The sequence below is a fragment of the Rhodococcus sp. 14-2483-1-1 genome (genome assembly GCF_002259335.1).
Lineage (GTDB): Bacteria > Actinomycetota > Actinomycetes > Mycobacteriales > Mycobacteriaceae > Rhodococcoides.
This window is the reverse complement of record NZ_NPFX01000003.1, coordinates 307,291-331,699: the sequence shown is the minus strand read 5'-3', so window position 1 is coordinate 331,699 and position 24,409 is coordinate 307,291. Positions and strand designations below refer to the sequence as shown.

General features: G+C 64.3%; 26 protein-coding genes and 1 pseudogene. 11 read left to right on the top strand and 16 right to left on the bottom strand.

Annotation, left to right across the window (positions count from 1 at the left end; all coding sequences use genetic code 11):
- A pseudogene (locus CH294_RS27745) lies at positions 1-114 on the bottom strand (citrate synthase); the annotation flags it as partial.
- A 78-nt stretch (positions 115-192) separates the two neighbouring features.
- Between CH294_RS27745 and pdxH the strand changes: the two are divergent.
- The 5 genes from pdxH to CH294_RS03290 all read left to right on the top strand — a co-directional run bounded on the left by pdxH (position 193) and on the right by CH294_RS03290 (position 5,388).
- Positions 193-867 carry a pyridoxamine 5'-phosphate oxidase gene (gene pdxH, locus CH294_RS03310; RefSeq protein ID WP_094736982.1) on the top strand — a complete coding sequence of 225 codons (675 nt, stop codon included), beginning with the start codon at positions 193-195 and terminating at the stop codon, positions 865-867.
- A 5-nt stretch (positions 868-872) separates the two neighbouring features.
- Positions 873-2,171 carry an MFS transporter gene (locus tag CH294_RS03305; protein ID WP_170944569.1) on the top strand — a complete coding sequence of 433 codons (1,299 nt, stop codon included), beginning with the start codon at positions 873-875 and terminating at the stop codon, positions 2,169-2,171.
- Positions 2,155-3,084 (top strand): aldose 1-epimerase family protein, encoded by a 930-nt coding sequence (locus CH294_RS03300; protein WP_094736980.1) that lies wholly within the window; start codon positions 2,155-2,157, stop codon positions 3,082-3,084. Before CH294_RS03305 ends, CH294_RS03300 begins: the two co-directional genes overlap by 17 nt.
- Positions 3,081-4,019 carry a carbohydrate kinase gene (locus CH294_RS03295; RefSeq protein WP_094736979.1) on the top strand — a complete coding sequence of 313 codons (939 nt, stop codon included), beginning with the start codon at positions 3,081-3,083 and terminating at the stop codon, positions 4,017-4,019. Before CH294_RS03300 ends, CH294_RS03295 begins: the two co-directional genes overlap by 4 nt.
- 70 nt (positions 4,020-4,089) lie before the next feature.
- Positions 4,090-5,388, top strand: a complete 1,299-nt coding sequence (locus CH294_RS03290; RefSeq protein ID WP_032377399.1) for a citrate synthase — start codon at positions 4,090-4,092, stop codon at positions 5,386-5,388.
- A 128-nt stretch (positions 5,389-5,516) separates the two neighbouring features.
- On the opposite strand, the gene CH294_RS03285 is transcribed toward CH294_RS03290, so the two are convergent.
- Positions 5,517-6,317 (bottom strand): carbon-nitrogen hydrolase family protein, encoded by an 801-nt coding sequence (locus CH294_RS03285; protein WP_094736978.1) that lies wholly within the window; start codon positions 6,315-6,317, stop codon positions 5,517-5,519.
- A gap of 46 nt (positions 6,318-6,363) precedes the next feature.
- On the opposite strand from CH294_RS03285, the gene CH294_RS03280 reads away from it, so the two are divergent.
- On the top strand, positions 6,364-7,005 hold the full coding sequence (locus tag CH294_RS03280) for a GntR family transcriptional regulator (RefSeq protein WP_032404390.1): 642 nt from the start codon (positions 6,364-6,366) through the stop codon (positions 7,003-7,005).
- On the opposite strand, the gene CH294_RS03275 is transcribed toward CH294_RS03280, so the two are convergent.
- Positions 6,977-8,326: an MFS transporter gene (locus tag CH294_RS03275; RefSeq protein ID WP_032404389.1), complete on the bottom strand. Its 1,350-nt coding sequence runs from the start codon at positions 8,324-8,326 to the stop codon at positions 6,977-6,979. The two genes, CH294_RS03280 and CH294_RS03275, sit on opposite strands and share 29 nt — an antisense overlap.
- 130 nt (positions 8,327-8,456) lie before the next feature.
- Here CH294_RS03275 and CH294_RS03270 point away from each other — a divergent pair, with 130 nt between their 5' ends.
- Both CH294_RS03270 and CH294_RS03265 read left to right on the top strand, forming a co-directional pair.
- Positions 8,457-9,131 (top strand): DUF2848 domain-containing protein, encoded by a 675-nt coding sequence (locus CH294_RS03270; RefSeq protein WP_094736977.1) that lies wholly within the window; start codon positions 8,457-8,459, stop codon positions 9,129-9,131.
- Positions 9,132-9,216: 85 nt separating this feature from the next.
- On the top strand, positions 9,217-9,576 hold the full coding sequence (locus tag CH294_RS03265; RefSeq protein WP_032377394.1) for an FKBP-type peptidyl-prolyl cis-trans isomerase: 360 nt from the start codon (positions 9,217-9,219) through the stop codon (positions 9,574-9,576).
- A 7-nt stretch (positions 9,577-9,583) separates the two neighbouring features.
- Here CH294_RS03265 and CH294_RS03260 read toward each other — a convergent pair whose 3' ends face one another.
- From CH294_RS03260 to CH294_RS03245, 4 genes are all read right to left on the bottom strand, one after another.
- Entirely contained in the window at positions 9,584-10,621 is a 1,038-nt protein-coding gene (locus CH294_RS03260) for a 2-oxoglutarate and iron-dependent oxygenase domain-containing protein (protein WP_094736976.1), read from the bottom strand.
- Positions 10,622-10,683: 62 nt separating this feature from the next.
- Positions 10,684-11,985, bottom strand: coding sequence for a HAMP domain-containing sensor histidine kinase (locus CH294_RS03255; protein WP_094736975.1), 1,302 nt, complete (start codon positions 11,983-11,985; stop codon positions 10,684-10,686).
- Positions 11,982-12,710, bottom strand: a complete 729-nt coding sequence (locus tag CH294_RS03250) for a response regulator transcription factor (protein ID WP_094736974.1) — start codon at positions 12,708-12,710, stop codon at positions 11,982-11,984. Before CH294_RS03250 ends, CH294_RS03255 begins: the two co-directional genes overlap by 4 nt.
- 17 nt (positions 12,711-12,727) lie before the next feature.
- Positions 12,728-12,934, bottom strand: a complete 207-nt coding sequence (locus CH294_RS03245; protein WP_032378310.1) for a hypothetical protein — start codon at positions 12,932-12,934, stop codon at positions 12,728-12,730.
- A gap of 141 nt (positions 12,935-13,075) precedes the next feature.
- On the opposite strand from CH294_RS03245, the gene CH294_RS03240 reads away from it, so the two are divergent.
- Positions 13,076-14,404 (top strand): deoxyribodipyrimidine photo-lyase, encoded by a 1,329-nt coding sequence (locus tag CH294_RS03240; protein ID WP_037155010.1) that lies wholly within the window; start codon positions 13,076-13,078, stop codon positions 14,402-14,404.
- Between the two features lie 6 nt (positions 14,405-14,410).
- Here the strand turns inward: CH294_RS03240 and CH294_RS03235 are convergent, their stop codons facing one another.
- Positions 14,411-15,313, bottom strand: coding sequence for a DMT family transporter (locus tag CH294_RS03235; protein WP_094736973.1), 903 nt, complete (start codon positions 15,311-15,313; stop codon positions 14,411-14,413).
- A 73-nt stretch (positions 15,314-15,386) separates the two neighbouring features.
- Positions 15,387-17,243: a propionyl-CoA synthetase gene (locus CH294_RS03230; RefSeq protein WP_094737012.1), complete on the bottom strand. Its 1,857-nt coding sequence runs from the start codon at positions 17,241-17,243 to the stop codon at positions 15,387-15,389.
- Positions 17,244-17,483: 240 nt separating this feature from the next.
- On the opposite strand from CH294_RS03230, the gene CH294_RS03225 reads away from it, so the two are divergent.
- Positions 17,484-17,882 carry a hypothetical protein gene (locus tag CH294_RS03225; protein ID WP_094736972.1) on the top strand — a complete coding sequence of 133 codons (399 nt, stop codon included), beginning with the start codon at positions 17,484-17,486 and terminating at the stop codon, positions 17,880-17,882.
- Between the two features lie 70 nt (positions 17,883-17,952).
- On the opposite strand, the gene CH294_RS03220 is transcribed toward CH294_RS03225, so the two are convergent.
- The 7 genes from CH294_RS03220 to CH294_RS03190 all read right to left on the bottom strand — a co-directional run bounded on the left by CH294_RS03220 (position 17,953) and on the right by CH294_RS03190 (position 23,447).
- Positions 17,953-19,437, bottom strand: a complete 1,485-nt coding sequence (locus CH294_RS03220; protein ID WP_094736971.1) for a carboxyl transferase domain-containing protein — start codon at positions 19,435-19,437, stop codon at positions 17,953-17,955.
- A 24-nt stretch (positions 19,438-19,461) separates the two neighbouring features.
- Entirely contained in the window at positions 19,462-20,661 is a 1,200-nt protein-coding gene (locus CH294_RS03215; protein WP_094736970.1) for an ABC transporter permease, read from the bottom strand.
- On the bottom strand, positions 20,658-21,551 hold the full coding sequence (locus CH294_RS03210; protein WP_094736969.1) for an ATP-binding cassette domain-containing protein: 894 nt from the start codon (positions 21,549-21,551) through the stop codon (positions 20,658-20,660). Before CH294_RS03210 ends, CH294_RS03215 begins: the two co-directional genes overlap by 4 nt.
- A 16-nt stretch (positions 21,552-21,567) precedes the next feature.
- A complete protein-coding gene (locus tag CH294_RS03205; RefSeq protein ID WP_094736968.1) occupies positions 21,568-22,119 on the bottom strand; it encodes a hypothetical protein in 552 nt (183 codons plus the stop codon).
- A 2-nt stretch (positions 22,120-22,121) separates the two neighbouring features.
- Positions 22,122-22,658, bottom strand: coding sequence for a hypothetical protein (locus tag CH294_RS03200; RefSeq protein WP_094736967.1), 537 nt, complete (start codon positions 22,656-22,658; stop codon positions 22,122-22,124).
- On the bottom strand, positions 22,655-22,927 hold the full coding sequence (locus CH294_RS03195; RefSeq protein ID WP_094736966.1) for a helix-turn-helix transcriptional regulator: 273 nt from the start codon (positions 22,925-22,927) through the stop codon (positions 22,655-22,657). The genes CH294_RS03200 and CH294_RS03195 overlap by 4 nt, the downstream gene beginning before the upstream one ends.
- Positions 22,928-22,991: 64 nt before the next feature.
- Positions 22,992-23,447, bottom strand: a complete 456-nt coding sequence (locus CH294_RS03190) for a MarR family winged helix-turn-helix transcriptional regulator (RefSeq protein ID WP_094736965.1) — start codon at positions 23,445-23,447, stop codon at positions 22,992-22,994.
- An 81-nt stretch (positions 23,448-23,528) separates the two neighbouring features.
- On the opposite strand from CH294_RS03190, the gene CH294_RS03185 reads away from it, so the two are divergent.
- Positions 23,529-24,359, top strand: coding sequence for an alpha/beta fold hydrolase (locus CH294_RS03185; RefSeq protein WP_094736964.1), 831 nt, complete (start codon positions 23,529-23,531; stop codon positions 24,357-24,359).
- Positions 24,360-24,409: the final 50 nt, after the last annotated feature.

The window sequence follows — 24,409 nt, the reverse complement described above, 5'->3', positions numbered from 1 at the left end:
GCCGCGGTAGCGCAGTGCGCCGCCGTCCTTGTCGGGTTCGGCGATGTCGGAGGTGAACGCGACGACACCTTCGAGACCGGAGACGAAATCCTCGGGAACGTGTTGAACAGCCATGGCCTGTGGACTCCCTCGTCGCGTTTGCGCCCGGCTCTGCGCCGCATCCGGGCGTACTGTGCCAGAACCATAGCGAGCATGTACGCGGGAGTAGCGTCTGGGTTCGTGTCTGCAGATCAACAGCGCCTGGCGCACATGCGCGTCGACTACGGCGAGCCCGACGACCTCGATGTCGATGCTCTGGCCGGCGGGTGGTTCCCACTGGCACAGCAGTGGTTGGCCGACGCGGTAGCGACAGATCTACCCGAGCCCAATGCCATCGTGTTGGGGACCGTCGACGAGGCAGGCAGACCCGCGACTCGCACCGTGCTGTGCAAGGGCCTCGACGCCGACGGCGTGGTCTTCTACACCAATTACGACTCGGACAAGGGCCGTGCGCTCGCGGTGAATCCCTACGCGTCGGTGACGTTCCCGTGGATCGCGAGTGCCCGGCAGCTCACCGTGCGGGGCTCGGTGGTCAAGGTCGACGCCGAGACCACCGAAACCTATTGGCGCACCAGGCCGCGCGGCTCCCAGCTGGGGGCATGGGCGTCCGAGCAGTCACGCGCTGTCGGCTCGCGGGAAGACCTGGTCGCCAAGCTGGCCGAGGTCACCGCAACGTTCGACGGTGTCGAGGTACCGGTACCGCCGAACTGGGGCGGCTTTCGCGTCGAGCCGGAGACGGTCGAATTCTGGCAGGGCCGAACCAGCCGTATGCACAACAGGATTCGCCTGACGGTGGCAAGTGGTGTGATCGAGCGTCTGCAGCCGTGAGCGGGTTGCGCGGCATTCTTGCCGATACGACACCGCTGAAGACTCCGGCCTACCGTCGGCTGTGGTTGGCGAACATCGTCACCGTCATCGGTGCTCAGCTCTCCATTGTTGCTGTGCCGCAACAGGTATTCCAGATCACGCTGAGCTCTGCCTATGTGGGGCTGACGGGTGTGTTCGCCCTGGTGCCGCTCATCGTGTTCGGTCTGTGGGGCGGCGCGCTGGCCGATGTGATGGACCGCCGCACCCTGCTGATGATCACCACGTGCGGTCTGATCGGAACTTCCGCTCTCTTCTGGCTACAGGCGTTCCTGGGCCTGAACAACGTCTGGATCATCTTGGTGCTCTTGGCTGTTCAACAAGCATTCTTCGCGGTGAATCAGCCGACCCGCAGCGCGATTCTGCCCAGGATTCTGCCTGCCGAACAGCTACCGGCTGCGAACTCTCTGAACATGACGGTGTTCAACTTCGGTGCGATCGCCGGTCCGCTCAGTGCGGGCATCCTGATCTACTACATCGGGCTCGAGACCCTCTACTTGATCGACACCATCGCACTGTTCGCAACACTCTGGGCAGTGGTTCGGCTGCCGGGAATTCCGCCGGCGAAGTCGGGTCAGCGAGCCGGATTGCGTTCGGTGTTCGACGGTTTTGCGTATCTCGCCACCCAGAAGGTGCTGCTGGCTTCGTTCGTCGTCGACATCATTGCCATGGTGTTCGGTATGCCCAGGGCTCTCTTTCCACAGATTGCGCACGAGAGCTTCGGTGATCCGGCGTCGGGCGGGCCGGTGCTGGGCATGTTGTTCGCGGCCATGTCCGCAGGCGCGGTGGTGGGCGGAGTGTTCTCCGGCTGGCTTCCACGAGTGCGCAGGCAAGGCCTGGCGGTGCTGATCTGCATCGTCGTGTGGGGCGTGGCGATGATCGGGTTCGGCGTCGCCGTCGGCGCGGCCACCGACGGGGCGACCGCCGTTGCCCTGTGGTTCGCGCTGGCGTTCCTGGCTCTGGGCGGCGGGGCCGACATGATCTCGGCGGCGTTCCGCAGCACGATGCTGCAGACGGTTGCGACCGACGAGATGCGCGGCCGATTGCAAGGTGTCTTCATCGTCGTCGTCGCGGGAGGGCCTCGTATCGGTGACGTGCTGCACGGTGCCGCAGCCGCGTCGGTGGGGACGGCAGCCGCCGCGGCCGGCGGCGGCGTACTGGTCGTCATCGGTGTCTCGATCGCGGCGCTGGCTCTTCCGGCATTCATTCGCTATCGAGTGGGTGCCGTCGTCGGACCGAAGGTGGTAGACAATGACTCCCATGGCTGATGCACAGACCTACTCGTTGACGAGCGGTAAGTATCGGGCAGACATCGCTGCCGTCGGAGCGGGCCTGCGAGTTCTCGAATACGACGGTGCCGCGCTCACCGAGACGTGGGCGGCGGGTTCGAAGCCGCCGCTGTCGGCGGGGCTGGTGTTGGCCCCGTGGCCCAACCGGACGGCCGACGGGACGTTCGCCTTCGAAGGCGTCGAACATCGGTTGGAGATCAGCGAGCCCTCGCGAAACAACGCCAGTCACGGTTTCGTCCGAAAGGTGGCGTGGACTCTCGTCGAACACACCGACAGTCGCGTCGAGCAGAGCGTGGACGTCGGGACGCACCAGGGATGGCCGTTCTCGTTGACGGTGACGGTGGTGCACGAGCTGTCGGCGGACGGTCTCACCGTGACCGCGTCCGCGAAGAACACCGGTGATTCGGCCGCGCCCTACGGGATGGGTTTCCACACCTACGTCCGAGTGGGGGATGTGCCGCTCGACGAGTGCACGCTCGAGCTCTCCGCCGGGACACGGCTACCGCTCGATCCGGTGCGCAATCTGCCCGTGGGCAATTCGGTTCCGACGGCCGATACCGAGTACGACTTCCGGGAGCCGCGCACGCTGCAGGGCGTGCAGCTGGACACCCCGTTCAGTGCGTCGCTGCCCGACGGCGACGGCCGTGCGAACCATGTTCTGCGTGGCCCCGACGGCACTGCGACCGTGTTGTGGACCGACGCGAGCTTCGGCTGGGTGCAGGTGTTCACCGCCGATCCGGCCAACGATCAGGCCTATCCCGACCGAGGGCGGGCGTTGGCGATCGAACCGATGACGTGCCCACCCGATGCGTTGAACTCCGAGATCGATCTGATCGTGCTCGAGCCGGGGCAACTCTGGTCGGGCACCTGGGGAATGAGGTACGAGAAGTGACGATTCTGGTGTGCGGCGAAGCGTTGGTGGACTTGGTCCCGGTGCACGAGGGGCCGCTGCTCTCGCCCAAGCTCGGCGGCGGACCGTTCAACGTCGCCGTCGCGATCGGTCGATTGGGTTCGCCCGTCGCGTATCTCTCACGGATATCGCGCGACCCCTTCGGCGAGCAGATCCTGGCGAGTCTGCGCGACGCAGGCGTCGACGTCTCGTGGGTCCAGCGCGGCGACGAGCCGACCACCTTGGCGATGACCACTCTCGCCGAGGACGGCAGCGCCGAGTACTCGTTCTATGCCGACGGCACCGCCGATCGGCTCGTGGCCGATCCCGGCGATCTCCCGGAAGAGATCAGTGTTCTCTCGTTCGGCACGTTGTCGTTGCTCTACGAGCCCGGTGCGTCGATGTATGCGGGATTGCTGCACCGGGCTCGGGCGGCGGGCAAGCTCACGATGCTCGACCCCAACATTCGCCCGGCCGCCATCGACAGCACCAGCGGCGACATCACCGCCGACGGTTTCCGAGACCGCTTCCGTTCGTGGTTGCCCAGCATCGACATCCTCAAGGTGTCCGAGGACGACTCGTACTGGTTGGGTCTGGGAACGCAGGGGACAACCGTCGACGACTGGCTCTCGGCCGGGGTCACCGCTGTGGTCATGACCCGCGGCGGCGACGGCATCTCGGTATTCACCGCAGCCGACGAAATCTCGGTGCCGGGTGTGGCCGTCGATGTCGTCGACACGATCGGCGCTGGTGACACCGTGCACGGGGCTCTGCTGAGCTTTTTGCAGAAGGAGACCATTATCACATCGAACGCGGTGAAGGCGATGAGCAAGCAAGATTGGCAACAAGCGCTCGAGTTCGCCGCGAAGGCAGCGGCAATCACGGTTTCGCGCCCCGGTGCCGACCCTCCCTGGGCGTCCGAGGCGTCGAGAGACTAGTTTCACTATCGACGTAAGAACTGTCCGCTTCAAGTACGTGTCCGTTACACGAGTTCGAGAGGGACCATTCGTGCCCGCTGAGAATGACGCCAAAGCCACCCTCACCTATCCCGGTGGCGAATACTCCATGTCGATTGCCGAGGCTTCCGAAGGCAACAACGGCATCGAGCTGGGAAAGTTGCTGGCCACCACCGGCTATACGACATTGGACGGCGGGTTCGTCAACACCGCATCGACCAAGTCGGCCATCACGTACATCGACGGTGACGCAGGCATCCTGCGCTACCGCGGATACCCGATCGAACAACTTGCGGGCAAGTCGTCGTTCATCGAGGTCAGCTACCTGCTGATCTATGGGGAGCTGCCGTCCGCAGATCAGCTCGAGACGTTCACCGACAAGATCCGTCGACACACCCTGCTGCACGAGGACCTCAAGCGGTTCTTCGACGGCTTCCCGCGCAACGCTCACCCGATGCCGGTGCTGTCGAGCGCAGTCAACGCGCTGTCGGCGTACTACCAGGATTCCCTGGACCCCAACGATCCGGCACAGGTCGAGCTGTCGACCATCCGCTTGCTGGCCAAGCTGCCGACGATCGCGGCATACGCCTACAAGAAGTCCGTCGGCCAGCCGTTCCTGTACCCGGACAATTCCAAGAGCCTGGTCGAGAACTTCCTGCGCCTGACGTTCGGATTCCCGGCCGAGCCGTACGAGGTCGATCCCGAGATCGTCAAGGCACTCGACATGCTGCTCATCCTGCATGCCGACCACGAGCAGAACTGCTCCACCTCGACGGTGCGCCTCGTCGGATCCTCGCAGGCCAACCTGTTCACCTCGATCTCCGGCGGCATCAACGCGCTGTGGGGCCCGCTGCACGGCGGAGCCAACCAGGCCGTGCTCGAGATGCTCGACAAGATCAAGGCCGAGGGCGGCGACGCCACGGACTTCCTGCGTCGAGTGAAGAACAAGGAAGACGGCGTCAAGCTCATGGGCTTCGGACACCGTGTGTACAAGAACTTCGATCCGCGCGCGACGCTGGTCAAGGAAACTGCGCACACGATCCTCGGCAAGCTGGGCAACGGCGACGAGCTGCTCGAGATCGCCCTCAAGCTCGAGGAGACCGCTCTCACCGACGATTACTTCGTCGAGCGCAAGCTGTACCCCAACGTGGACTTCTACACCGGCCTGATCTACCGCGCGATGGGCTTCCCGCCGCGCATGTTCACGGTGTTGTTCGCGATGGGCCGTCTCCCCGGCTGGATCGCGCACTGGCGCGAGCAGAACGAGGACACGACCGGCAAGATCGGCCGTCCGCGCCAGATCTACACCGGCTACACCGAGCGCGACTACCAGGACGTCAGCTCCCGCTAGCTCCCGCTGTACAACAATGCCGCCGACTCCTTCGGGAGTCGGCGGCATTGTTGTATCCCCGTGCCGAACTCGAAGTTATGGACGGATTTCGGTCGAATTTCGTCCCCAACTTCGAGTTCGCGGCACGGTCAGGCGTCGAAGTGCCTGCGGTTCTTCAAGACCGGCAGCGTCTTTCGCACGGCGTCGACCATGGCGGTATCGATGTCGATCGTCAGCATGCCGGGCGTCGCGTCCAGTTGCCCAAGAATCTCGCCGGTGGGGGAGCAGACGATGCTGTGTCCTACGCCCAATGGTGCATTTCCCTCGGCGGCAGCGGGTTCAGCTTGATCGCAGGCTGCGATGAACGTCGTCGAATCCAAGGCGCGTGCGCGAGCGAGCAGGGTCCATTGGTCGACTTTGCCGTCACCTGATCCCCACGATGCCGGAACGACGACGAGTTCCGCGCCGAGGTCGCCGAGTTTTTGGAACATCGCCGGGAATCGAATGTCGTAACAGGTCGCGAAGCCCACTCGAACTCCGGCGATGTCCACCACCAGCGGGTCCGAACCCGGTGCGACGGTGTCGGATTCGGCGAATCCGAACGCGTCGAACAGGTGAATCTTGTCGTAGCTCGCATCGATGCCGGGGCCGGTGACGAGCAGCGTGTTGGTCACTCGGTCATCCGCGGCGGGGGTGAACATCCCCGCGACGACGGTGATGCCGGCATCGGACGCGATGGAGCGCACCGCCTCGGCCCATTCGCCGTCGAGAGGCTGTGCGAACTTTCGGATGGGTCCGCCGAAGCAGCGCATCGTCGCCTCGGGAAACACGACGACGTCCGATCCGGCATGTGCGGCGGCACGAGCATGAGTGTCGATGAGTTCGAGGTTCTCGGAGGGGTGCTCGCCGCTGGTGATCTGGGCGAGGCTGATGCGAATGGACGAGCTCACGGTGTGACTCCTGGTTTCGTCGGAGGAAGACAGGTATACATATCGTATGCAGCCGCTGTCGGGGAGGGAGAAGGCGTATCTGTTCGTGCGCGATCAGGTGCTGTCGTCACCGGCCGCCACCGGCACTTTTCTCAACGAGCAGGAGCTCGCAACGCGAATCGGTGTATCGCGCACGCCGGTTCGTGAAGCGCTGCTGATGTTGCAGTCCGAGGGTCTGGTCGAGATGGTGCCCAAGCGCGGTGCGCACGTGCCGGCGATGTCCGGACGGCAGATCGCCGAACTGATGGATCTGCGCGGTGTCCTCGAACGGCACGCAGCCACCCGTGCGCTGCGCGCCGGGGACGCTCCGATCGCGGCGATGCAGCATGCGCTCGAGCAGCAGGAATTGCTGATGAACTCCGACAGTGCGGATGCGCCGAAGGAGTTCATCGACTGGGACGGGACGTTTCACCAGAGTCTGATCGATTCGGCTGGAAGCGATCTGCTCTCTCGTACGTATGCCGGCCTGCGAGCGCGCCAGCTTCGCGTGGGGTTGAGTGCTTTGTTCACCGCGGCCAACCGGCAGCATCGGGTGTGCGCCGAGCACCAGGCCATCATCGACGCACTGGGTGCGGGCGATGAGGGCCTGGTGCACGAGAAGATCGACGCTCACCTCGAGGTCACACTTCAGACTCTGCTGCGCGCGTAGCCTTTTCGTTCTCCTGGTTCAGGAGCACGTAGTGCTCGTCCTCGGTGGGGTCGGGGTTGCGCCCGAGTGCGAGGCCGACGAGTGTGACGGCACCGACGATCACGATGTATCCGGCGATCGGTACCCAACTGTCCGTCTTGTCCAACAGGTACACGAAGATCAGCGGTGCCATCGCTCCGCCGAACACTCCGGCGATCGTGTACGCCAACGAGCTACCGGTGGAGCGCAATCGCACGCTGAACTGCTCGGTGACGAATGCTGCCTGTGGCCCGTACATGAACGAGTGGAACGCCAGGCCCACAACCACACCCAGAATCAGCAGTGGTAGAGATCCTCCGCCGATGACGAGGAAGAATATCGCGCTCCAGGCAACACCGCCGACGGCTGCGACGCCGTAGACCAGACGTCGATTGATGCGGTCCGAGACGGCTCCGGCCAGCGGGATCAGGCCGAGCTGGCACGCCGATCCGATCAGGATGGCCGTAAGCACCTCGCTGCGTTCGAAGCCCAGTTTCTGCGTGCCGTAGGTGATGGAGAAGACCGTGAACAGTGCGTAGATGACGTCGGGTGCGACACGAGACATGATGCCTGCCACCAGTGGTCGCAGTTCGGTCTTGAACACTTCACTGATCGGAGCTTCGGAGCGATCGCCGCTCTCCTGAAGTGCTTTGAACACCGGGGTGTCCTCGAGCTTCAATCGGATCCACAAACCGAACCCGACGAGTACGGCCGAGAAGAGGAATGCAACACGCCATCCCCAGGACTCGAACTGCTGGTCGGTCAACGACAGCGTCAAGATTGCAAGTGCGCCGTTGGCGAGCAGGTTACCCGCCGGTGGCCCGATCTGCGCGGCGGACGACCAGAAGCCCCGCTTACGGGGATCACCGTATTCACTGGAGAGCAGAACGGCTCCGCCCCACTCGCCGCCGACGGCAACGCCCTGGCAGAACCGCATGGTGACGAGGATGATCGGGGCGGCGATGCCGATGGTGTCGTAGCCGGGGATCAAGCCGATGGCGAACGTCGTGACGCCGATCAGCATCAGGGTGATGACGAGAAGCTGCTTTCGGCCGATGACGTCGCCGAGTCGCCCGAAGACGAATCCACCGACCGGACGGGCGATGTACCCGACGGCGTACGTCGAGAAGGCCAGCAAAGTCCCGGTCAGTGGGTCGCTGTCCGGGAAGAAGACCAACGGGAACACCAGCGCTGCGGCGGCCGAGTAGACGGCGAAGTCGTACCACTCCAATGCCGTTCCGGTCAGGCTGGCGGCAAAGGCCTTGGCCAGGCCCTTTCTATCCACCGAAACTGGTTCGGTCATGACGACTCCTTCGTGTGCCTGGGATCACTCTATCCGTTGTACGTGCTCCATACTTGCTGTATACAAGACGTATGCGCAAGGCTTTGGGCGTATCGGAAACAGAAAATTTACGAGGAGAGGGTCCTTACTGATGCTCACATTCACGTTGCCCGACGGCACGACCGAGTCGGTAGAAGTGACCGCACTGCTCAATGCGGGCTATGCCGGTCGCAACCAGGAGGAGGTGGCGTCGCATATCGCCGAGCTGGCCGAACTGGGCGTGCCGGCTCCGACGGTGACCCCGGCGCTGTATCCCATCTCGCCGTACCTGGCGCAGCAGACCGATGCCGTTGCCGTCCAACATGGTCGCACCTCGGGTGAGGCGGAATGGGCTCTGGTGATCCTGGGCGACACGATCGACGACGTGCTGCTCACGGTGGCATGCGATCACACCGATCGTGACCTGGAAGTTCACAGCGTCGCGTGGAGCAAGAACGCGGCTCCCGACGTGCTCGGCACCGGTGCATGGCGGTTGAGCGAGGTGGCCGACCGACTGGACGACATCACCCTGACCGGCTGGGCCGATGGAGTGCTCATCCAGTCGGGAACGCTCGGTGATCTTCTCGCTCCGCAGTACTGGCTGGACGTGCTCACCGAACGTGGACTGTTCTCGCGTGGAACGGTATTGATCTCGGGCACCATCTCGATGCACCACGGGGTGAATCAGTTCTCCGACGCCTGGAAGGTGGAGATGGGCGACCCCGCAACCGGCAACGCGTTGACCTGCGAATACAAGACGAATTTGATGCCAGCTCCAATTGGCTGACCGTCACGACGTAAAGTCGAAGCGGAATATGCCCAGAGCTTCACAGCCGGCGTCGGCGGGCCGGCATCAACCGCAGGAGACTTCAGTGACGAAGCCAGTGATCGAATTTCAGGCCGGACCGGCACCATTGGACCTGGTGACGGTCGACCTCGTCGAGGGTGACGGCGCAGAGGCAGTTGCAGGCGGCACCGTCGAGGTGCACTACGTCGGCGTCGAGTTCGATTCGGGCGAAGAGTTCGACTCGTCCTGGAACCGCGGCGAATCCATCCAGTTCCCGTTGCGCGGATTGATTCAGGGTTGGCAGGACGGCATCCCCGGAATGAAGGTCGGCGGACGCCGTCAGCTCACCATTCCGCCGGAGCTCGCCTACGGCCCAGCCGGCGCAGGTCACCGCCTGTCCGGCAAGACGCTCGTGTTCGTCATCGACCTGCTCGACGTCAAGTAACTGCAGGTCAAGTAACTGCAGGTCGAGTTACTGCGCGTCGCACCCGCTCGGCTTCGCGGGTTGCCGAGGCATTCGCCGTTCCGCCTCGGGAACCCGCGAGCTTTGCCTGAATGTGTTCGGCCACGGTCACCGGTCGGTACCGGGGCACTGCGCCGGCCTCGATGCACGACGCCAGCGGCGCGATTACTGCGTCGAGGTTGCCGTCGTGGAAGAAGGCAGCAGAACGCCTGCGCTGGATCGTCCCGCCCGATACCGGTGGCCGCACGCGATGCAGGGTCGACATCCAGCGATCGTTGGTCAATCGGGCTGTCAGATCACCCAGATTCACCAGCATCGCGCCCTCGGCAGGCTGCACGTCGTGCCACAGTCGGTCGGTGCCGAGGACCTGTAGGCCGGGTACCCGATCGGCCCAGAGCACCGTCACCAATCCGTAATCGGTGTGCTCGCTCATCCCGGTGAGTTCGCGCTCCGGTACCTCGGTGCCCGGATCGAGCGCGTAGTTGTTCATTCGCAGCGTGTCCAGTGACCGATCGGTGATGCGTGAGAACAGGTTCGGCGATTCCCCGAGGGCGTCGGCGAACACCCCGGTCAGCGTCCGGGCCACGCGGGCAGCTTCGGCGAAATACAGTTCGACGGCGTTCCGGAACCCGGCCGACTCGGGCCAGGTGTTCGGCTCACCGGTGCCGACGTTGAATGCCTCGAAGTAGTCGTTCATGCCCGATGCCGAATCGAGCCCAAGGCTCAGGCTCAGCGTTTCGCTCTTCGGTGCGGTGTAGCCGCGGTTGAGCTCGGGCGGGCAGATGTAGGCCGATTTCTGCGCTGGGTCGAGTCCGAAGAACGAATCCATCGCCGCTGCGAGCCCGGCAACGATCTCGTCTCGGATGCCGTGTCCCACGATCTGCATGAAACCGACTGTGCTGCATGCATGGTCGACTTTCGATGCCACTCCTCGGCGCGCGGTCGCGTCGGCGTCCGGGGAGCGATCACCCAGGACGTACGGCGAGATGTCGATGATGGGAACGGTGAAATCCGATGACGAGTGCACGAGTCCATCCTCCTCGCATCGGTCGATCCCGCGGGTTTCTCCCGAGTAACGAATGCGGCAACCTAGCGAATCTGCAACTCCATCACCAGGCGCGCGCCGCCCAGTGGACTGTCGGTGAAGTAGACACGGCCACCGTGCAATTCGGCCTGCTGTGCAACCAGTGCCAGGCCGAGTCCCGAGCCACCCTTCGCTGCCCTGGTGCCGCGCTCGAAGCGGCCGAACACCGATTCGCGTTCATCGTCAGGAACACCGGATCCGTTGTCGTCGATCAGAACGCGCACCGTCGTGTCCACCCGTTCGGCGGTGATGACGATCGTGGTTGCGTTGCCGTGCCGGACGGCATTGCCGATCACGTTGTCGACGGCCAACCGCAGACCGGTCGGTAGTGCGCGCATCGTGATCTCGGAATCGGGAGCGGACTCCACGCGGATGTCGAGCTCGGGGTGCAGTCTCTGCGCGTCCTGGGCTGCGACGTCGCAGATGTCGATGATGTCGGTCTCGACTCTGTCACCCTCACTGGACAGTTCACCCGACGCGAGGCGTTCCAGAGCGGTCAGCGTCGTCTCCACCCGTCCCTGCGTTCGCTCGAGGTCACCCAGAATCTCCCGCTGCTGTGCGGGTTCGAGGTCGAGGGTTCGCAGGACCTCGATGTCGGTGCGCATCGCCGTCAGTGGGGTGCGCAGTTCGTGTGCGGAGACGGCCGCGAAGTCGCGTGCGGTGTCGAGGGCGGCATTGGTGCGGTCCTGTGCCTCGTTGAGTCTGGTCAGCATGCCCCCGATCGCGACTGCGAGTGCGTCGGCCTCGGTGACGCCGGTGCGGGTCTCGGGAGCGGTCGGTGGCTGCGCGCTGACTTGCCGGGTCAGCGTCACCAGCGGTCTGACGGCTCGCCCGCCGAACAGCCAGCCCAGGCCGGTGGATACGGCGATCGCAACCAGCCCCAGCATCAGCACCTGTTTTTGTTGCTCGTCGGTCACCTGTTGTGCCTCGAGGGCCGGCACGCCGATCGAAATGGAGATCGTGGACACGACGGTCGATACTGCCGTGTAGACGCGGAACCGTTGGCCGTCGACGTCGACGGTCTGCGATCCGGTGTCCAGCGCGGGCAGCCGCGTCGGTGTGGACGCCACCACGATGTCACCGCTGCGAATGGTGACGGCGAATGCGCCGGAGAGTTGATCGATGAAGGCCTCCAACGTCGACGAATTCGGGACCAGCACCTGGGAGGCTGTCGTCAACCGTTCGTCGAGCTGATTGACGTTGTTGCGGGAGATGGCGACCGAAGTGACCACCGCGAGTGCGGCGACCACGAGGGTGGCACCGAGGGCCGTGGCGGCAGCGACGCGGGCGCGCAACGAGAAGCTCATGCGGCATCTCGGACGACGAATCCGACGCCGCGGACGGTGTGCAGGATGCGCGGAGACCCATCGGATTCGAGTTTGCGACGCAGATAGCCGACGAACACGTCGACGACGTTGGTGTCGGCGACGAAGTCGTAGCCCCACACCAGTTCGAGCAATCGCTCACGCGTGAGGACCACGCCCTTGTTCCGGGCCAGAATTGCCAGCAGCTCGAATTCCCGCTTGGTCAGGTCGATGTCGACTCCGCCGCGATGCACGCGATAACCGGGGATGTCGACCACGAGGCTCCCGATGGCCACCGCCGAGTTCGATACACCCGAATCTGCTGCCGGCACAACTGGATTGGTGCCGCGCCGGCGCAGCATTGCGCGGATCCTCGCAACGAGTTCGGCCAGCACGAACGGCTTGGTGAGGTAGTCGTCGGCACCGGATTCGAGCCCGGCGATGCGATCGTCCACCGAGCTACGGGCACTGAGCACACAGATCGGGATGTCGTTTCCCATCGCACGCAACGCGGTCACAACGCTGGCCCCGTCGAGTACCGGCATGTTGATGTCCAGCACGATCGCGTCGGGCGTGGATCTGGAGACCACGCCGAGTGCCTCCGCTCCGTCCGATGCGGTGATGACGGTGAACCCCGACAGGCGCAGTCCACGTTGCAGTGAGGACAGCACGTCGGCGTCGTCATCGACGACGAGGACGGTGGCGGGGGAACTCGACGATTCGGTCACGCGTCCATTGTGACGGTTCAGGCAACCCAGCTGTCGACGGTGGTTCGGCGTTCCTCGGGCGTCTTGGCGAAGAACTCCTCGAGCGCACTGCGGCGGCCGGTGTCGGCATCGAGTGACCAGGCGAGTGCCGGAGCCTTGGCGTAGAGCTGCTCGTAGTACTTCTCGAAGGTGCAGGTGCTGTTCACCAGGGAAAGAGCGCCGGGGAAGGGGCGGGTGTTCGTCATGATGTTCTCCTTTTCTCTTCTGTGTTTCCCAAGGTAGAGGCCCATGTTGCGGCCTTGGTGAGCCGTCGTTGGCGATTCTCTGAGAATTGCGCGGGGCGACGGTGCGGGTTGCACTCCGGACGGTTGGGTAAGACTGGAACCATGTCGCTCGTATGGTTTCGCCGTGACCTCCGTCTGGGGGATCTGCCCACACTCACCGCCGCCGCCGAGTCCGGAGATCCGGTACTCGGGTTGTTCGTGCTCGACGACCGCTTACTGAAGCCCTCCGGCGGGCCGCGCAAGGACTTCCTGTTCCGTTCGCTCGAGGCTCTGAACGAGCAGCTCGACGGCAGGTTGATGGTGGTGCACGGTGACCCCGAGACGGTGGTCCCGAAGGTGGCGAAGGCGATCGACTCCGAGGACGTCCACATCAGTGCCGACTACGGCCCGTACGGCCGCGATCGCGACAAGCGTGTGGGCGAGAAGGTGAATCTGGTCGAGACCGGCTCCCCGTATGCGGTCGCCCCCGGGCGGATCCTCAAGAACGACGGCGAGCCGTACAAGGTGTTCACCCCGTACTCGCGCCAGTGGCTGGAACACGGCTGGCGCGGACCTGCCGATACGTCTGCCGCCAGTGCGACGTGGATCGACCCGGACGAGGTCAAAGGTGTTCGGCGCGTGAAGATTCCTTCCGAGAAGGAGGCGTCCGACGCGGCAGCGGGAGAGGCGGCCGCGTCGAAGCAGTGGAAGGAATTTCTCGACGAGGTTGCTGCGTACGACGACGAGCGCAATCGTCCCGACCTGGATTCGACGAGCCGAATGTCGGTACATCTGAAGTACGGAACCATTCACCCGCGGACGATGTTGGCCGACCTCGGCAAACTACGCAGCGAAGGGTCCGCGTCGTACCGTCGGCAGATCTGCTGGCGAGACTTCTACGGCGACATACTCTTTCAGCGTCCCGACAGTGCGCGTGAGAACTACGTCAAGAAGTTCGACAAGATCGAACTCGACTCGGGCAAGCACGCCGACGAGTTGTTCGAGGCCTGGTGCAAGGGTGAGACCGGCTTCCCGATCGTCGATGCCGGTATGCGGCAGTTGAACTCGGAGAAGTGGATGCACAACCGGGTCCGCATGATCGTCGCGTCGTTCCTCGTCAAGGATCTGCACCTGCCGTGGTGGCGGGGCGCGCGCTACTTCATGCAGCATCTCGTCGACGGCGATCTGGCCAGCAACCAGCACGGCTGGCAGTGGACCGCGGGAACCGGTACCGACGCCTCGCCGTACTTCCGTGTGTTCAACCCCATCACCCAGGGCGAGAAATTCGACCCCACCGGCGACTATGTTCGACGCTGGGTGCCGGAGCTGCGCGGTGAAGAAGGAAAAGCAGTGCACACGTTGAAGTTCGGTCGACCCAAGGGCTACGCGGAGCCGATCGTCGACCACAAGCACGAGCGTGAAGTGGCGATCGCACGGTTCAAGGCGCTGTAGCGGCTGCTATTTCCTGCGGGACAACCCGACTCCCACCAGGCAGATCACTCCGCCCACCACGGCGAGGTAGTGCGGGACTTCGCCCAACAGCAGCCACGCGAGAGTGATGGTGATCGGCGGCACGGCGTACGTGGTGATGCCGAGCTTGCCTGCGTTCATTCTCGTCAACGCATAGGCCCACGTGCTGAAGGCCAGTGCGGTCGGGACCAGGCCGAGGTAGATCAGTCCGCCGGTGGCACCGGTCGAGGCGGTCGCCAGGTCGTCGAGCAGTGCCGGTGCGAAGGGCAGCGTGCACACCGCGCCGATGGTGCATGCCATCCACGTGACCTGAAGTCCGGGGATCGTCCGTAGCACCGGCTTCTGGCTGAGTACTCCGATCGCGTAGGTCACCGCGGACACCAGACACAGTGCGATGCCGAGGAAGTCGGCGTCTGTCTTGGTGGTCGAGGTGGTGGTGACGGCGGTGACGACACCGACCATGACGGCCCCGGCGAACGCGATGCCTGCACCGATCACCAACCACCTCGGAAAGCCCTCGCCCAGAAGTAGACCCGCGAACAGGGCGACCAGAATCGGCCCGATCTGAATGATCATCGACGTCGTCCCGGCGTCGACGCGCTGTTCGGCGGCATTGAGGGAGACGTTGTAGATGCCGAACCAGAAGACGCCGATGCTGATGATCTGCAGCCACTGTGTCCGATTCGGCTTGACCCACCTTCTCTTGACGAGAACTATTGCGCCGAGTGCGAACGAGCCGATGAGTAGCCGGCCCAATGCCAGCGGGCCGGCACCGAACGACTCGCCGACGCCGCGAATCGCCACGAAGGCCGAGGCCCACGAGACCACCGTGACTATGACCGCACCGAGGGCGAGCCAGTCGACGGCAGGACGGGTGTCGAGATCTGTCATGTCGATGACGCTATCGCGCGGGACATCCCTGTGGCGCGCGGGTTTCGGCCATGGTTGCTCGTATTACCGCCGTCTATCTGCCGAGCAGCTTCTCCAGTGCATCGAGGACGGCCGGATCCTCGATGGTCGACGGCACGCCGTACTCCTCGCCTGCGACGATCTGGCGCATCGTCTTCCGCAGGATCTTGCCCGATCGGGTCTTCGGGAGCGCTCCGACGATCGTCACGTCGCGGAACGTCGCAAGGGCACCGATCTGATCGCGCACCATGGCGACCAGTTCGGTACGCAGCTGCTCCTCGGTGATGTTCTCCCCGGCTTTGAGTACTACGTAACCGCTGGGGCGCTGGCCTTTGAGGTCGTCGTGGATACCGATGACGGCGCATTCGGCGACGGCGGGGTGGCCGGCGAGCACCGCCTCCATCGACCCGGTCGACAGGCGATGCCCTGCAACGTTGATGACGTCGTCGCTGCGCCCGAGTACGTAGACGTAGCCGTCGGCGTCGATGTAGCCGGAATCGCCGGTGAGGTAGTAGCCGGGGAACGTATCGAGATACGAACGCTGGAACCGTGATTCGTCGTTCCACAGACCTACCAGTGCGCCCGGCGGCAGTGGCAGCTGCACGACGATGTTGCCCTCGGTGCCTGCGTCCACCGGATTACCCGACGCGTCGAGGACGCCGACCTGGAAGCCGGGTACCGGTACCGTCGGCGATCCGGATTTGATCGGAAGTGGCTCCAGGCCGCGAAGATTGGCGCAGATCGCCCACCCGGTCTCGGTCTGCCACCAGTGGTCGACGACCGGACGGTCGAGCGTGCGCGAAATCCACTCGTAGGTATCGGGATCCAGGCGTTCGCCGGCGACGAACAAGGTCTCCAGAGACGAGACGTCGTACTTCTCGAGCTCGGCGGCGTGGGGATCGACCTTGCGGATGGCGCGGAGCGCAGTCGGTGCGGTGAACAGGGCGCGGACACCGTGATCCTGGATCACCCGCCAGAATGCGCCGGCATCGGGAGTGCCGACGGGCTTGCCCTCGTACAGAACCGTTGTGGCACCGGCGAACAGGGGTGCGTAGACGATGTACGAATGTCCGACGACCCAGCCGACATCGGACGCCGTCCACATCACCTGGCCGGGCCCCACGTCGTAGATGTTGCGCATCGACCACGTCAACGCGACCGCGTGGCCGCCGTTGTCGCGCACCACGCCCTTGGGCTTACCCGTCGTTCCTGAGGTGTAGAGGATGTACAGCGGATCGGTGGCCAGCACCGAAACCGGTTGTGCGGCGGTGGCGTCGGCGATGAGGGTGTCCCAGTCCAACCAGTCGTGGCTGCCGGGGATTCCTTCGCGCGTTTTGACGATCACCGCCGGTACCTTCGCAGTCGTCAGCGTCAGGGCGCGCTGCACCAGCGGGAGATATTCGATGACGCGACCCGGCTCGAACCCGCCACTGGCGGTGATCAGCAGTGTCGGTTCGGCGTCGTCGATGCGCGCTGCAAGCTCCTTGGCTGCGAAGCCACCGAACACCACCGAATGCACTGCGCCGAGCCTGGCGCATGCGAGCATCGCGACGACGGCCTCGGGAATCATCGGTAGGTAGATCACCACGCGATCGCCCGGCCCTACGCCCTGCCCGCGGAGTACCCCGGCGAAGCGAGCGACCTGATCGAGCAGTTCGGCGTAGGTGTAGCTGCGGGTGAGACCGAGCATCGCCGAGTCGTAGATCAACGCGGTCCGGTCGCCGTGCCCGGCATCGACGTGCCGGTCCAGGGCATTGAAGCAGGTGTTCAGACGGGCCCCGGGAAACCAGCGCGAGCCGTCGAACGCACTGGTGGGAGGGGTATCCCAATCGACTGCTGCTGCGGCTTCGAGCCAGAATTGCTCGCGGTTGTCGATACTGTCGTCGAACGCCTGCCGATACTCGCCACTCATGTTGTGGAGCGTAGTTCGGGGCTGCGTGGTGCGGGCCGGGTTGCGCACTACCGGCGACAACCGGCGGAATCCCGTCGACCGACGGTCGTTGCGTGCACTGGTGCCCACCGCGGCGGCCATGCCCCGTGGATAGCGTCGTTCTGTGCATTCCGGCCCGCGCCGTCAATATTCGATGCTGCGCCGTCAAGATTGCGTCAACACCTCTGTTCGACGCCACCGCGCGGCGCAAGACTGCTTCTCATGACACTTCTCGACATGCTTCCGTCTCTCGGTGCCGCCTACGTTGCGCGGTGCGATCCATCGCTGTGGCCCGCCGATACGCACTGTGTGTGTGGCCGAATCACCGTCGACGGCGTTGCGCTGGAGGATCTGGCCGATGCGCAGGGCACTCCGGTGCAGTGGGGCCGCATTCTGGTGACTCGGGTGCGCTCGGTCATCGCAGGCGAGGTGGGCGTCGATGCCGAGTTCGGTGATCTGCTGCAAGCCGTTGTGGTCAATCGACATTCGGTGGGTCCGGTGGTCAAAGTCGACGTGCACAGCCCAGGGCGCAGTTGCGTCAGTCCGGTCGAGTTGCCCGCAGACCTCCGCGCGGGCGACGTAGTAGCGCTCGTGACCTCGCAGGTGCACCAAAACTCGTAGCAGGGGTCGGCGGGAGTGGAGCCTGCGGAACGACCTATTGGGGGCGCCCGCTCACATGCGGCGGAGCCGCTCATCCCAGCGTGCGGTAGCGGCCCAGCCTGTTCCGAGTCCGAGTGGCGGGATCGACGGTCGACAACCCGCGCAGTTCTCGGGCGATGGCATCGGCGATGCGACCGGAGAACGCGGCCGGTTCGTCGGCCGCGTCGGGCAGTTCGGGGACGATGGCGTCGACGATGCCGTCGCGTAGTAGATCGACCGACCGGATGCCCTGTGCCTCGGCCATCTCTGAAGCGTGGACGGTGTCGCGGTGCACGATGGCACTGGCACCCTCGGGCGGAAGTGGTGCGAGCCAGGCGTTCTGGGCGCACAGGACTCGATCGGCAGGCAGCAGCGCGAGGGCTCCGCCGCCGGTGCCCTGGCCGAGCAGCACCGACACCGTAGGGGTATCGACGGTGACCAGATCCGAGATGGAGCGCGCGATCTCGGGTGCCAGACCGCCCTCCTCGGCTTCTTTGGACAGTGCTGCGCCGAACGTGTCGATCACGAGCACCAGTGGGATCCGCAGTTCCTCGGCCAGCCGCATTCCGCGTCGGGCCTCGCGCAATGCCGCGGGACCCATTGTGGCGCTGGCCGAGCTGCTGCTCCGGTCGTTTCCGAACAACACACAGGACGCGCCGCGGATGCGGCACAGCGACAACAGGATCGAGGTATCGGCCTCGCCCTGCCCGGTACCACTGAGCGGAACCTGCTCGGTAGCAGCATGTTCGATCAGTTGCCGAATCCCGGGGCGATCGGCGCGACGCGACGACTGCACCGAATACCAGGCCGACCGCTCGGTCATGGGCGCGGCACGTTCATCAGCGATATCGGTCCACGCCGGCGCGTCGAGGATCACCCGAAGGGCTCGCGTGAGTAGATTCCCCAACTGATCGACCGGCACCACCCCGTCGATGACCCCGTGCTGGTAGAGGTTCTCGGCGGTCTGGACTCCGTCGGGAAAAGGCTTGTCGTACAACGCCTGATAGACGCGGGGGCCGAGGAAACCGATCAGGGCTCCGGGTTCGGCGACGGTGACGTGGGCCAGCGATCCCCAGGATGCGAAGACACCGCCGGTCGTGGGATTGCGGAGGTACACCAGATACGGCAGATGTGCCATCTTGTGTGCGGTGACGGCGGCGGCGATCTTGACCATCTGCACGAACGCGAGTGTGCCCTCCTGCATTCGCGTTCCGCCGGACGTGGGGGAGGCGATCAGCGGCAACAGTTCGGCGGTGGCGCGTTCGACAGCGGAGGTGATGCGCTCGGCCGCCGCCACGCCGATGGAGCCGGCGAGAAAAGCGAACTCGCACGCGATGATCACCACGCGTCGACCGTCGATGGTGCCCTCGCCCGTCAACACCGACTCGTCGACGCCGCTCTTCTCACGAGCCTTGGCCAGATCCCTCAGATAGGACTCCCCAGGATGGACGTCCACCGGCGTGGCGTCCCATGACACGAACGATCCGCCGTCGAGAACGGAGTCGAGAATCTCGGCGGCGGATGTCCGTGGGCTCATATCGGGGAGCCTACGCAGCGAACCCTAGCGAGCAAACGCTTCCTTCCACGAGACGGTCTTGCCGATGCGCAGAATGGATCGCTGGTAGATCTTGGCTGCACCCATCGCCAGGATCGCGGTGGTGACGATCATCAGGACCGCCGATCCGACGATCTGCACCGGCGAGGTCACGCCGGCGGCGATGCGCAACGGCATCATGATCGCGGAGAACGGGGGGATCCAGCTCAACGTGTTCGCGAGAGTGCTCTCCGGATCGCTGACGGAATAGAAGGCGGCGAAGAACATGGCCATGATCAGGATCAGCAACGGCATCGTCGTCGAGTTCACGTCCTCCTGCCGCGAGACCATCGACCCGCCCGCCGCGTAGAGCACTGCGAAGAAGGCGAAGCCCAGGATGAACCAGGCCAACGTGGCAGCGAAGACACTGACGGCGGCACCGGTGACGGTGAGTACGCCCGTGCCCAATCCTGCTCCCACACCGGCTATTCCGTAGAGGGCGAGCTGCAGGATGCCGACGGCGCCGATACCGAGGATCTTGCCCCAGAGCAACTGCAGGGGGCGAACGGTGGAGAGTAGCAGTTCGACCACGCGTGAGGACTTCTCTTCGACGACGCCCATCGCGACGTACATACCGAAGCCGATGATCTGGGCGTACAGCAGGAACACTGCCGACAGCGCCAGGGCGGTCCGCTGACCGGCTTCGGGGTCGGGCGGATCGATCGCGTCGACGGTGACCGTCGCGGCACCCGTCGTCGCTGCGAGTTCGTTCTGGTCGACACCCTGTTGCGCCAGTGCAATATTCGTAGCCTGCGTCGCAACACTGCCCTCGACGACGGCGCGCAACGTTCCGGTCAGATCGGACTCGGTGACGGCTGTGTATGCGCCTGCGGTTCCGTCCGGAACCAGCGCCACATCGAGATCCCCGGATTCGACGCCGCTCCGTGCGGCGGCTGCGTCGGCGACGTCACGGACCTCGACGGGGCTGCCGACGGCGTCACCGGTTGCCTCCAGTACGGCCGCGAAGGACTGATCTCCGGCGACGCCGATCACGTCGCGTTCCTCGTCACCGCTGCCGGAGAAGATCGAGTACGCGATGATGCCGCCGACGATGACGGCCAGAATGATGACGTTGCTGATGACGAAGCTCTTCTTCATCACCTGAACGGTGAACTCGCGCTTGGCAATCAGTGAAACCGCGCTGAAGGAATTCAGTTGTGAGCTCATGCCACTACCGCCTCTCGGAACAGGTCGCTCAGGGAAGGTTTCTGGATGGAGAATTCGTGTACCGGTCCGGTCGCGAGCGCGGCCCGCAGAACTGATTGATCGTCGGCTCCCGGTGCCAACCCCAGAACGGTGATGCCGTCGCTCTGGCCGAGGACGCTCACTCCGTCGATGCCCGACGCCCATCCGGGGGCGGCGTTCGGTGCGTGGACGTGCAGGTGCGAATCTCCCGATCCGCGTAGTTCGTCGACGGTGCCGACGGCTTTCATCGAGCCCGCGGCGATGATGCCGACGCGGTCGCACAGGCGTTGCACCAGGTCGAGTTGGTGGCTCGAGAACACCACCGGTACTCCGGCAGCGGCCTTTTCGCGGAGGACCTCGCTCATGACGTCGACGGCGATCGGGTCGAGGCCGGAGAACGGCTCGTCCAACACGAGAACCGCTGGGTCGTGCACCAGCGCTGCTGCCAACTGCACGCGCTGCTGATTACCCAGGCTCAGCGCGTCGACGGTGTCGTTCACTCGCTCGTCGATGCCGAGACGTTCGGTCCAGCGAATCACTGCGGCTTTGGCATCCTTCGACGACAAGCCGTGCAGCTCGGCCATGTACGCCAGTTGTGGGCCGACCTTCATCTTCGGGTACAGGCCTCGCTCCTCGGGCATGTATCCGATGGTGCGGCGGACGTCGAGGTCGACGGGTTTGCCGCCCAGCAGAACCTGGCCGGAATCTGCAGACAGGACGCCCAATGCGATGCGCATCGTGGTGGTCTTGCCCGCGCCGTTGCTGCCGACGAAGCCGAACAGCTCGCCCGGCCGGACGTCGAAACCCAGGTTGTCCAGGGCGATCTTGTCGCCGTATCTCTTGGAGACGGAGTCGATCGTGAGGGTGCTCATGGTGCCCTTTCGGTCGTTACTGCTGGTCGAAATCTTCGGTGTCTTCTGGTTCGGGGTCGGGGGTGATCCAGGCGAGAATTATTGCGGGGGTGGAGATTCCGATCATCAAGGCCGCGAGGGTCCAGCCGCCGCCGGCGTAGGCGAGACGGGGGAGGTCGGGAAAAGTCGTGGACAGGAAGATCAGGGCGAAGGCTGCGAGCATGACCAACCCTTGCGTGACAGTCAGGCCGATGGATCGAGCCTCGTTGCGTTGCTGTACTTCCCACTCGTCGAGCGCGCCAGTGGGGGCATCGCTGTGGCGGCCGGAGACCGTCTGCAGAGCTGTCCAGATCGGAATGAAGATGACTGCGGCGGGAATCCAGACGATCGCGGCCCACGAGAAGAACAGCGTCGAGATGCTGACGACGACGAACGTCAGGTCGGCGACAATTACCGCGACGGCCAGAATGCGGCGACGATGCTGCGTGCGCCACTTCGGAAGCCAATGTCTGGTGTTGGCGTCGTTCTCCAGGAATCGCCGCGTGCGATAGGCCTGATAGCGGGTGAGGATGTCGGGTCGCGGGGTCATTGTCAGCCGTCCTCGGGGTCGGGGTCGGGGTCGGGAGTAGTCCACGCGAGAAGCATCGCGGGGGTGGCCCCTCCAGCGCTCAATGCGGTCAGCATCAGTGCGCCGCCGGAGATCCCGAGATTCGTTGCCCCGAAGATCGATCCGAGGAACAGGTACGCCGCAGCAGCGGTGCCCAACGCCTGAGTAACCGTCAGGCCGATGGATCGGGCCTGGTTGCGGAGCTGGACTTCGAGCTCGTCGAGCGCTTCCACCGGTGCCTCGGCGCGCCGATTGGACACGATGCCGAGGATGATGGTCGCGAACGCGAACACGATGTAGCAGATTCCCCAGGATCCGATCGCCCACTCGAACAGTGGGTCCGACAGTGCGAAGGCCGCGGACGCCGTGAGCAGCACGAGAAGGATGGTGACGAAGGCTCGGCGTCGTTTCTGGGCTCGCAATCCCGGTAGCCAGTTCGCGTAGGTCTTTTCGTTCTCCAAAAACACTTTCGTCCGGGCTTCCTGATATCTACCGAAGATGCTGGGACTGTGCGTGTTCATCGATCCTTCTCCCTTCGGAAGAGTTCGGCGGAGAGTGGTCCGAGTTCTTCTCGTGAGAACACTGCTTCGATCGGCAGATCGAAGACGTCGCAGATGCGCATCGCGAGGTCCAGGCTCGGGTAGTGGTCGCCTCGCTCAAGGGCGCCCACCGTCTGGGGATTCACTTCGACGAGTTCGGCCAGTTGCGCGCGGCTCATCTTTCGTTCTGCCCGCAGAACACCCACCCTGTTGTAGATCGGGAGCGCGGTACCGCGCTTGATGGGGCTCATGACGATGAAGTGTTGTATAAACCCAACGATCTGTCAACGGTTGATAACAGATTGCTTCAGTGGGCTACGTTTCCTGTTGGTCCCGGGCGTCGGCAACGATGGCGCGCATGGTCGTCAGGAACTCGTCGATCGTTGCCCGCTGCTCGGGTGTGAAGCGCGCCAGCTCGTCGACTGCTCGGCCGATGACGGGGCCGAAGAACGTGGTGCCGAGTTCCGACGCATGCGCGGTCACGCGCAGCAGTACTCGCCGGCGATCGGCTGGGTCCGCTTCGCGTGATACCAAGTCGCGCTTGCTCATTCGATCGACCAGGGCTGTGACCGAAGCGGATTCCAGGCCCAGCTGGGTGCCGAGCCAGCCGGGCGTGGCGCGCGTTCCGGCTCGGTCCGCGTCGAGGAGGCAGATCAGCGCCCGGATATCCGTCGGGTGGAGCGCATGTCTCTGCGCGAACTCCGCGCCCAGAAGGTCGAGGTCGACCGTCAGTGCGCGTAGCTGGTGGACGGTAGAGGCGGGCTCGGTCATGTGCTGATCCCTCGGGAGATGCTGGACGTGAAGTCTCTCTATTGTCTACTATCTCGATCATCGAGAGAATAGAGGGTTGCCGTGACGTTGGAGAAGTTCTATGCCGCCTACGACCAGGTGCTGCGGAAGTGGCCTACACATACCCAGGCCATCGACGTGAACACGGTGCACGGCTCCACACGAATCAACGCCTGCGGACCCGTCGACGGTCCGGCGCTGGTGCTGCTGCCGGGCGCTGGCGCGACGTCGACCGTCTGGTTCGCCAACATTGCAGCGCTCTCGCAGCACTATCGGGTGTACGCGGTGGACCTGATGGGCGACGTCGGACGGAGCGTTCCCGGTGAACGTGCCATCGAGTCTGTCGAGGAGCTACTGGGTTGGCTGTCGGCCGTCCTCGACGAGTTGAACCTGCCAACCATGGAGCTCTGCGGCCACTCCTACGGCGCGATGATCGCTCTGGCGTACGCCTTGCGCAACGAGAGCCGCGTCGATGCACTGACGCTACTCGATCCCAATTCCTGCTTCGGCTCCATGAGTCCGCGGTACCTGCTGCATGCCCTGCCGATACTGCTGTCGCCCAACGAGAAGCGGCAGCGACGCTTCGTGCGATGGGAAACCGATGACGCGCAGTTGGATTCGGATTGGCTCGACGTACTTGCTCTGGGAGCAGCGCATGCCCCGACCACAAAAACCATTGTTCCGAAGCGGCCGAAGCCTGCTGCGTTCGAGAACTTCGGTGTGCGTACCACCGTGGTCCTTGCAGGGAAAGGGAAGGTGCACAATGCCGCTCGGATCGAATCGGCTGTGCATGCGGTTCTGCCTCGAGCGAGGACGGTGGTGCTGGACAACGCAACGCATCACACGTTGCCGATGCTTCCCGCAGCCGAGGTCAACGAGATCCTGCTGAGCTGACGTGAATCGGGTGCAGCTGACCGCGCTCACCGCGGTCAGCTGCACCCGAT

What these genes read in the sequence shown, in the direction of transcription:
- pdxH (WP_094736982.1), top strand. Translation starts at nt 193, where the DNA reads ATGTACGCGGGAGTAGCGTCTGGGTTCGTGTCTGCAGATCAACAGCGC.
- CH294_RS03300 (WP_094736980.1), top strand. Translation starts at nt 2,155, where the DNA reads ATGACTCCCATGGCTGATGCACAGACCTACTCGTTGACGAGCGGTAAG.
- CH294_RS03280 (WP_032404390.1), top strand. Translation starts at nt 6,364, where the DNA reads ATGCAGCCGCTGTCGGGGAGGGAGAAGGCGTATCTGTTCGTGCGCGAT.
- CH294_RS03275 (WP_032404389.1), bottom strand. Translation starts at nt 8,326, where the DNA reads ATGACCGAACCAGTTTCGGTGGATAGAAAGGGCCTGGCCAAGGCCTTT.
- CH294_RS03270 (WP_094736977.1), top strand. Translation starts at nt 8,457, where the DNA reads ATGCTCACATTCACGTTGCCCGACGGCACGACCGAGTCGGTAGAAGTG.
- CH294_RS03255 (WP_094736975.1), bottom strand. Translation starts at nt 11,985, where the DNA reads ATGAGCTTCTCGTTGCGCGCCCGCGTCGCTGCCGCCACGGCCCTCGGT.
- CH294_RS03245 (WP_032378310.1), bottom strand. Translation starts at nt 12,934, where the DNA reads ATGACGAACACCCGCCCCTTCCCCGGCGCTCTTTCCCTGGTGAACAGC.
- CH294_RS03240 (WP_037155010.1), top strand. Translation starts at nt 13,076, where the DNA reads ATGTCGCTCGTATGGTTTCGCCGTGACCTCCGTCTGGGGGATCTGCCC.
- CH294_RS03235 (WP_094736973.1), bottom strand. Translation starts at nt 15,313, where the DNA reads ATGACAGATCTCGACACCCGTCCTGCCGTCGACTGGCTCGCCCTCGGT.
- CH294_RS03230 (WP_094737012.1), bottom strand. Translation starts at nt 17,243, where the DNA reads ATGAGTGGCGAGTATCGGCAGGCGTTCGACGACAGTATCGACAACCGC.
- CH294_RS03225 (WP_094736972.1), top strand. Translation starts at nt 17,484, where the DNA reads ATGACACTTCTCGACATGCTTCCGTCTCTCGGTGCCGCCTACGTTGCG.
- CH294_RS03220 (WP_094736971.1), bottom strand. Translation starts at nt 19,437, where the DNA reads ATGAGCCCACGGACATCCGCCGCCGAGATTCTCGACTCCGTTCTCGAC.
- CH294_RS03215 (WP_094736970.1), bottom strand. Translation starts at nt 20,661, where the DNA reads ATGAGCTCACAACTGAATTCCTTCAGCGCGGTTTCACTGATTGCCAAG.
- CH294_RS03210 (WP_094736969.1), bottom strand. Translation starts at nt 21,551, where the DNA reads ATGAGCACCCTCACGATCGACTCCGTCTCCAAGAGATACGGCGACAAG.
- CH294_RS03205 (WP_094736968.1), bottom strand. Translation starts at nt 22,119, where the DNA reads ATGACCCCGCGACCCGACATCCTCACCCGCTATCAGGCCTATCGCACG.
- CH294_RS03200 (WP_094736967.1), bottom strand. Translation starts at nt 22,658, where the DNA reads ATGAACACGCACAGTCCCAGCATCTTCGGTAGATATCAGGAAGCCCGG.
- CH294_RS03195 (WP_094736966.1), bottom strand. Translation starts at nt 22,927, where the DNA reads ATGAGCCCCATCAAGCGCGGTACCGCGCTCCCGATCTACAACAGGGTG.
- CH294_RS03190 (WP_094736965.1), bottom strand. Translation starts at nt 23,447, where the DNA reads ATGACCGAGCCCGCCTCTACCGTCCACCAGCTACGCGCACTGACGGTC.